The 8,077-nt window shown below is 69.1% G+C and carries 6 protein-coding genes; 2 read left to right on the forward strand and 4 right to left on the reverse strand.

The genetic code is table 11. The features are described 5' to 3' along the window. The coding region (locus AB0M20_RS16480) for a hypothetical protein (RefSeq protein ID WP_364298858.1) at positions 1–274 on the reverse strand (274 nt) is incomplete at its 3' end. Continuing rightward, a complete protein-coding gene (locus AB0M20_RS16485; protein WP_364298860.1) occupies positions 271–927 on the reverse strand; it encodes a TetR/AcrR family transcriptional regulator in 657 nt (218 codons plus the stop codon). The genes AB0M20_RS16485 and AB0M20_RS16480, both read right to left, overlap by 4 nt. A 168-nt stretch (positions 928–1,095) precedes the next feature. Between AB0M20_RS16485 and AB0M20_RS16490 the strand changes: the two genes are divergently transcribed. Next, positions 1,096–2,619: a sigma-70 family RNA polymerase sigma factor gene (locus tag AB0M20_RS16490; RefSeq protein WP_364298862.1), complete on the forward strand. Its 1,524-nt coding sequence runs from the start codon at positions 1,096–1,098 to the stop codon at positions 2,617–2,619. 242 nt (positions 2,620–2,861) lie between these two features. Next, positions 2,862–4,484 carry a ricin-type beta-trefoil lectin domain protein gene (locus tag AB0M20_RS16495; RefSeq protein WP_364298864.1) on the forward strand — a complete coding sequence of 541 codons (1,623 nt, stop codon included), beginning with the start codon at positions 2,862–2,864 and terminating at the stop codon, positions 4,482–4,484. A 19-nt stretch (positions 4,485–4,503) separates the two neighbouring features. Here the strand turns inward: AB0M20_RS16495 and AB0M20_RS16500 are convergent, their stop codons facing one another. Both AB0M20_RS16500 and AB0M20_RS16505 read right to left on the reverse strand, forming a co-directional pair. After that, positions 4,504–6,843, reverse strand: a complete 2,340-nt coding sequence (locus tag AB0M20_RS16500; protein WP_364298866.1) for a beta-L-arabinofuranosidase domain-containing protein — start codon at positions 6,841–6,843, stop codon at positions 4,504–4,506. A gap of 65 nt (positions 6,844–6,908) precedes the next feature. Then, positions 6,909–8,077, reverse strand: a 1,169-nt coding sequence (locus AB0M20_RS16505; RefSeq protein WP_364298868.1) for a non-reducing end alpha-L-arabinofuranosidase family hydrolase, incomplete at its 5' end; no start/stop codon positions are given.

The following is an 8,077-nucleotide window of genomic DNA, read 5'->3' on the forward strand; positions in this document are numbered from 1 at the left end:
CGTCGAAGTGTTCCATGAGCAGCGACCTGTCGAGCACCGGGAGGCGCTGGAGCTGGACCGGGCCGCCGCTGAGGGCGCCGGTCTCGGCCAGCCGCCGACGGTAGAACGGCGAGTGGGTTGCGGCGTGACGGACGACGGTGTCCAGCCGCTGCTGACGGTGGTGGGCGAGTTGAGAAGGCGGCCCGTGCTCGCGACTGGTCTGGGTTCCGGCCAGCCGTAGGGCTGCGGCCACGTCGGCCAGGCGCCTCTGCTGATAGCGAACTTGAATGTTCATCGGATCCTCCGATCCTGCGGTGGGCTGTCGTTGCCGGCAGAGAGTGGGGCCGCGCCCAGGGCCGCGTCCAGCAGCAGCCATCCCATGCGCCGAGCGAGCGCCCCGTCCACGGATTGGGGCTGAGTCAGCCGCTCGAGGGTCAGCCCGATCTCCATCGCGTTCCAGGCCACGGCTACCTGGGCAGCATTCACGTCGGTGGGCAGGACCAGGCCGCGGTCCGCGGCGAGCTGCCGCACCGCCTCGGTCAGCAGCTCCAGGAAGCGGGCGTGGATGGCGGCGAAGCGTTCCCGCAGCTCGGGATGGCGCAGCACGTGTGCCCGGAACTCCAAGAAGACCGCCAGCCAGCCGTCGTCGCGGCCGCGCCGCTCAACGCTGCCCGTGGCCAGCCAGTCAATGGCCTGTTCGGCGCCGACCTTGCGCAGGTCCGGCGCCACCTCGGTCAGCGCCTGTTCGATCCGCCGCTCATAGACGGCGAAGAACAGGTCTTCCTTGGAGGCGAAGTTGGAGTACACCGCGCCTTTGCTGTAGCCGGCCCGATCAGCGATCTGCTCCACCGAGCTGGCATGAAACCCGCCACCGACGAAGCACTCCTCGGCCGCCGTCACCAGCTCGTGCCGGGTCTGCTCGCGCCGCTCGGCCCGCGTCAATCTCACCGCCGCATCACTCCCGTATACCATCAGTATTCAGATACTCTTGGTATCCTGGTTCCATAAGTATTTGTTGTCAACCCTGTTGGCGGAAGATACTGCTAGGCGGGCGTTGATCGCCTGGATCGGCACAGACATTGACCCGCGCTGCGACGTCGTTCACAGTCCATCGATATGGGTTGGTCTCATCTGGTCGTGCGTGCGCGGGCCGGCGACCGCGACGCGCTCGCCGATCTGGCTCGGTCGTCCCTGCCGCTGGTCTACACGGTGGTGCGGCGGGCGCTGGGCCCGGATCCGGCGGTCGACGACGTCGTGCAGGACGTGCTGGTGCGGATGCTGCGGCAGCTGCCTCAGCTGCGCACACCCGAGCGTTTCCGGTCCTGGCTCATCGCGATCGCTCTGCACCGGATCGGCACCCATCTGAAACGGGCCGGCGTCGCCGTCGCCCGCACCGCCCCATTGGACGAGCTGGCGGGTGAGCCGGACGTCCCGTTCGAGGACCTGAGCCTGCTGCGGGTGGAGTTGGCGTCGCAGCGGCGGCAGGTCATGCACGCCGGGCAGTGGTTGGATGCCGGGCACCGGACGCTGCTGCCGCTCTGGGTGCTGCTGACCACGGGAGATCTCACCCGGGCGGAGATCGCGGACGCTCTGGGGACGAGCGACGCCCATGCCGGGGTACGCCTGCAGCGGATGCGTGATCAGCTGGAGCTGTGCCGGTCCATCGTCGTCGCGCTGGAGGCCGAGCCGGGATGTGAGCGACTGTCCGCCGTGCTGGCGGACTGGGACGGCACACCAGGAGTGCTGTGGCGCAAGCGCATCGGGCGGCATGTCCGCTCGTGTGATGTGTGCCGGGCGGCGGCGTCCGGCCTCGTCGCGACCGAACGGCTGCTGGCCGGGCTCGCGCTGCTGCCCGTACCCGCCGCCCTCGCCGCCGCGATCCTCACCAAGCAGGCACCGGCCGTCGCGCCGATCGCCCTGCATCCCTTCGCGGGGTCCCTGACCGCCTCGGGGTTCGGCGGACGGCTCGCCGTGGCGGCCGGTCTGCATCCGGTCGCCGGGGCGGTGGCCACGGCCGTGCTGGCCGCGGTCGTCGCGGTGACCGCCATCGGCCTGGCGGACCCGGCGCAGCGCGTCTCGGCCGCGGCGAACCCGGCGCCCCCCACCGGTTCGTCCGGCGCGTCCACCCCGGCGCCGTTGTCCGGCCCGCCCGCCACCGCGCCGGCGGCCGCCGTGCCGCTCGATCCGTCCACCACGCCGACCACGCCCGCCAGGCCAACAGGGCCGACGTTGCGGCTCGGCCGGCTTTCCCTCGAGCCGGTCGACGTCCCCGGCCGGTTCCTGACCCTGGCCGGCGACCGCGGCGTGCTCGGGACCGACCGTGCGGGGTCCACGTTCGAGGCTGTTCCGGGCCTCTCCGACCCGGCGTGCTTCTCCTTCCGGAGCGGTGCGGATCGCTTCCTGCGGCACTCGTCGTGGCGGCTGCGCGCCGACCGGGACGACGGCACGGTGCTGTTCCGGCGCGACGCCACGTTCTGCGTGCGCCCGGGGGCACGGGCCGGTTCGGTGGCGCTGGAGTCGGCCAACTATCCGCGCTATTTCGTCCGCCTCGTCGGTGACGAATTCTGGGTCGACGAGTCCGACGGTGGTATGCAATTCCGGTCATCGAGCTCATTCAAGATTCGTCCCACACGGCCCTGAGAAGGAAACAGGCGTTACCGCATTCGCTGCTGAAAAGCTGTTATGAACGGCCGTGACCGGAGTCGTGGCAAAGCAGATTCGCTGGTCAACGCGATGTCGGATGCAACGAGCGGCGATGTGCGGACAGGTCGGCGCCGATGCGGAATGAATCGACGCTTGAGCATTCCCAGGCTTTCCTGACAACATTGGTGGCTCTCAATGGAAGCGCTCCCACACGCTGACCAAGGACAAGGCGGTCACCCATGAAACGCTGGACAGCCATCATTGCGGCGGGGGCACTGCTCATCTCCGGGGCCACCGCGGTCCTCGGCGCCCCCGCCGCGCAGGCCCTCGACAACGGCGTGGCTCGCACGCCCCCGATGGGCTGGAACAGCTGGAACACGTTCGGCTGCAACATCAACGAGACGCTGATCCGGCAGATGGCCGACGCGATGGTCAGCAGCGGCATGCGGGACCTCGGCTACCAGTACGTCGTGGTGGACGACTGCTGGTTCAACCCGAACCGCGACTCCGCCGGCAACCTGCAGGGCGACCCGGGCCGGTTCCCGAGCGGTATGCGCGCGCTGGGCGACTACCTGCACGCCAAGGGCCTGAAGTTCGGCATCTACCAGGGCCCGCTTGACCGGACCTGCGCCCAGTACTTCGGCAGCTATCCCGGCGCCACCGGCAGCCTCAACCACGAGGCCCAGGACGCCCGGCAGTTCGCCGCGTGGGGCGTGGACTATCTGAAGTACGACTGGTGCTCCCCGACCGGCACCATCGACGACCAGGTGCGGACGTTCGCCAAGATGCGCGACGCGCTGTCGGCGACCGGCCGGCCGATCGTCTACAGCATCAACTCCAACAGCATTCACGCCAAGACGGGGCCGCAGCGGAACTGGGGTGACGTCGCGAACCTGTGGCGCACCACCGAGGACATCACCAACGCCTGGGACACCGGGCAGAGCAACGGATACCCGATGGGCATCCAGAACATCGTCAACGTCACCGTCCCGCTGGCCGGCTACGCCGCGCCGGGCCGGTTCAACGACCCGGACATGATGGAGGTCGGCCGTGGCGGCATGACCGACACCGAGATGCGCAGCCACTTTGCGCTCTGGGCGATGCTCGCCGCACCCCTGATCGCCGGCAACGACCTGCGCTCGATGAGCTCCGCCACTCAGACGATCCTGAGGAACCAGAACCTGATCGCGATCAATCAGGACAGTCTCGGGCTACAAGCCACACAGATCTCGAACGACGGCACCCGGCGCGTGCTGGCCAAGAGGCTGTCCAACGGTGACGTCGCGGTCGCGCTGTTCAACCAGGGCAGCGCCACCACGACCGTCTCCACCACCGCGGCCGCGATCGGCAGGACCGGCAACTCGTTCACCCTTCGCGAAGCGTGGAGCAGCGCCACGACCAGCAGCACCGGCGCGATCTCCGCGAGTGTCCCCGGGCACGGCACGGTCGTCTACCGGGTGAGCGGTGGCACCACCACTCCCCCGCCGAGCGGGACCACGCTGGTCAGCGCCGCCTCCGCACGCTGCCTGGACGTGCCGAACGGCGCCACGGCCAACGGCACCCAGCCGGTCATCTGGGACTGCAACGGCGGCGCCAACCAGCGGTGGACCGTGACCGGCCAGAGCGTTCAGGCGCTCGGCAAGTGCCTCGACGCACCGCTGGGCGCGACCGCCGGCGCGAAGGTCCAGCTGTGGGACTGCAACGGTGGCGCCAACCAGCAGTGGACGTTCAACGCCGACGGCACCGTCCGGGGCGCCGCATCCGGATTGTGCCTGGACGTCGACCGCAACCTGACCGCCAACGGCACCGCCGTTCTGCTGTGGACGTGCACCGCGGCCGCCAACCAGAGATGGTCACGGTGACGTCTGCCCCGCCGAGGTCTCAGCCGACGGCGATCAGGCGCCAGACGTTGTCGGCGGTGCCGTTGTCGGGGTCCTGGACGACCTGGGCGCCCCAGGTGCCGGCGCCGTTGAGGATGGCCAGCAGCTTGCTGCTGTTCACGTTGCGGATCTTGCAGGTGCCGTTGCCGAGGTCGGTCACCGTCCAGCGGTGGTCGGCGGTCCCGTTGTCCGACCATTGCAGGACCCGGGCATTGTCGGCGGTCGACATGTTCTCGACGCCGAGCACCTTGCCGCTGTTGACGTTGCGGAATCTGACCGCGTTGCCGTCGGTGATCCGGACCCAGTTGTGGTCGGCGGTTCCGGTGTCGCCCCAGACCACGGCGAGGCCGCCGTCGGCGGTCGACATGTTCTGCACGCCGAGGACCAGGCCGGTGCCGGCGTTGACCAGCTTGTAGGTGTCGCCGGTGCCCCCGCCGGTGCCGCCGGTGCTCCAGTAGACGGTGTAGTTGAAGCCGTGGGCGTCGTGGAACGGCCCGATCGGTACGGTCGTGCCGTTGGCCGTGGCCGTGAAGGCCAGGCTCGACGTGCTGGTCCTGGTGATGGACGAGACGGTCAGCGACGGCGGCGAGGACAGGGCGGCGCTGCCGTAGTTGCCGCAGAGCACCGCCGGTCCGTAGGTGATCGCCTGCACGTTCGGGTTGTCGTTGGCCGCCCGCATGACGACCCGCATCGGCAGTTTGACGCTCAGCGTGTCACCGGCCGCCCAGGCGCGGGTGACGGTGGCATAGCTGCCCGGCGTCGCGCTGACGGTCTGGGTGACGCCGTTGACGCTGATGACCGGGTTCTGCGTCCAGGCCGGGATCCGCACCCGGATGGTCCAGGTGCCGCTCATGGTGCCGGACAGGGTCAGGGTGGTGGTGTCGCCGACCGGATAGCTCGTGGACTGCGTGACGGTGAGGCCGCGTTGCGACCAGTTCAGCGTCGAGGGCACGAACAGGTTCACGGTCAGGGTGGTGCCGGCGTAGAAGTAGATCGAGTCCATCAGCTTCGTGTTGATCTCGATGCCGGTGCCCTGACAACACCAGAACGAGTTGTAGTCGGTCGAGTAGGTGCCGCCGCCCCAGGCCGGGCCGACCCCGCGGCGGCCGCCGGGCCGCAGCGGGGTGAAGTAGGTGACGCCGCCGTGGCCGTCGGCCGGATTCTGGGCGCCGACCAAATGGTTGAGCAGTGCGGTCTCGTAGAAGTCGAGGTAGCCGGCGTTGTCCGGGCTGAGCAGCCACAGCTCCCGGGTCAGCTTGAGCATGTTGTACGAGTTGCAGTGCTCGCAGGTGTCGTTGCTCAGGTAGCCGGCGATGGCGTTGGGGGCGCGGAAGTGCTCGGCCTGGCTGTTGCCGCCGATCACGTACGTGTGCGCGCGGGTGGTGATGTTCCAGGCGTTGGTGGCGATGTCGCGGTACCGGGTGGTGCCGGTCGCCTTGTACTCGCGGGCGGCGCCGATCCACTTGGGCACCTGGGTGTTGGCGTGCAGCCCGTTGAGCTGATCGGTGCCCGCGGCCAGCGGGTTGAACACCGCCGCGTGGTCGAAGCGCTGCGCGGCGCGCAACCATCGCGCGTCGCCGGTCTGCTGGTAGATGTCGGCGAGCACCTCGTTCATGCCGCCGAACTCGGTGCCCAGCATCGCCTGCATCTGGCTCGAGCTCAGCCGCGCGGTGCGGGTGTCGACCCATCCGGCCAGCGCGAGCAGCACGGTGCGCGCCTGATCGTTGCCGGTGTGGCGCCACACGTCGAGCAGGCCGGCGAGGGTCTTGTGGACGCAGTAGTACGGCACGTTGCCGTTCGACAGCGTGCGCGCTTCGAGCGCGGTGAAGTCCGACTCCGGGAACCCTGACAGGTAACCGGCGGCGAACCCCGCGGCCGCGTTGTTGGCCTGGCATCGGGCCATCTCGGCGACCATGTGGTTCGCCTTGTCCCGGCACGTCGTGTCGCCGAGCACCGCGTAGGCCTGGGCCCAGGCGGTCAGGAAGTGTCCCTGAACGTGCGAGCGGAACGGGAAGGTCGGTGCGTCCCAGCCTCCGTTGGCCGCCGCGCCGTTGGTCGGGAGCCGGTGGTTGGCCCGGAAGACGTACAGCAGCCGGTCGACGTCGACGAACCTCAGGTAGCCCAGCGTCCGGGTCTGGTTGTCCAGGAACCGGCCCGCGGTCAGCCGCACCTGGCCGAGGTCGAAGGAAAACGCGGCCGCGCCGATGTCCGGGCGGACCGGTGGCACGACCGCTGCGGCGGCGGGCCGGGAGTCCAGCACGCCGGCGCCGGCGGCGGTGGCCAGTGCCGCGGCACCGGTCGCCTGCAGGAGGTGACGGCGGCTGAGGTTGGCAGAAGACACGCGGGACACTCCTCACGAAAGGGGGCGGCCGCCCCGGCCCGATGGGCGCGAGGCGGCCGCCGTCATCAGCGCTGCCGGGTCAGCAGGCCGGGCCGGTACGGCAGGAGGCCGTAGTCGCCGCCGGAGCTGGGTGACCGGCCTTGGTAGAGCAGTTGCAGGTTGCACGGGTCGATGGTCATCGTCTGATCGGCGCTGACGCGGATCAGCTCACCGTGGCTGATGTCGTTGGTCCAGGTGGCGCCGCTGTTGGCCTTGCCGGCGAACGGGTTGCTCTCGGTCGCGGCCTGCGGCGTCCAGGAACCGCCCAGGCTCGAAGCCGTGAAAGACCGGAAGTACCGCCCGTTCGCGCCGATCGCCTCCACGATCATCAGGTACTGGTTCTGGCCCTGCACCTTGTACACCTGAGGCGCCTCGAACAGGTTGTTGGTCGAATCGCTCATCACCACCGTCGAGCTCGTACCGTAACTGCCCGGGAAGTTACCGATCGGCATGCTCGCCCGGTAGATCTTGCCGTTGTCCCCGGCGAAGAACAGATACATGTTCGTCCCGTCACCGATCAGCGCCTGGTCGATCGGCCCAGTCCCCGAACCGGTGATGGAGCCGGAGAACAGCGTCTGCGGCGCGGACCAGCCGTTCGGGTTGGTCGGATCGTTTGACGTCCGGTAGGAGAACGCAGGACCGCCCCACTGGTACGCCAGCACCCAGATGTTGCGCGGGGCGAAGTAGAACAGCGACGGCGCGACGGTCGCGGACGACATCGCGTTCTGACTGGCCGACGCCATCTCCGACCAGTTCGAGAACAGGCTGAAGTTCATCGAGCCCCAGCTGGATCCGAAGTCGTGCGTGGTCGCGTACACGAGAGTCCGGCCGTTGTACGGAGCGGTGGTGAAGTCCTTCAACGACACCCAGCCCGACCGCGGGTTGGCGAGCGAGCCCGTCGACGACCACCGGTACGACGACGGAAGCGTGCACGTGCCGGGCGGGACGGGGTCCGTGCCGCCGACTCGCACGAGTTGCCATTGCTGGTTGGCGCCGTTCCAGTCGCTGTACTGGACGACGTTGCCGCCGTCGGCGGTGGAGGCGCCCTGCACCTCGACGGCCTTGGCGCTGTTGCGGTTGATCAGCTGGATGTAGCCGCTGATGTCCTGGATGCTGAACTGCTGGTTGGTGGCGTTGTTGTCGGTCCACTGGACGATGGCGCCGCCGTCCGCGGTGGACCGGCCGGAGACGTCGA

The organism is Actinoplanes sp. NPDC051633 (genome assembly GCF_040681735.1).
Lineage (GTDB): Bacteria > Actinomycetota > Actinomycetes > Mycobacteriales > Micromonosporaceae > Actinoplanes.

Excerpts from the sequence above, each read along its gene's own strand:
- AB0M20_RS16495 (WP_364298864.1), top strand. The coding sequence starts at position 2,862 with ATGAAACGCTGGACAGCCATCATTGCGGCGGGGGCACTGCTCATCTCC.
- AB0M20_RS16490 (WP_364298862.1), top strand. The coding sequence starts at position 1,096 with ATGGGTTGGTCTCATCTGGTCGTGCGTGCGCGGGCCGGCGACCGCGAC.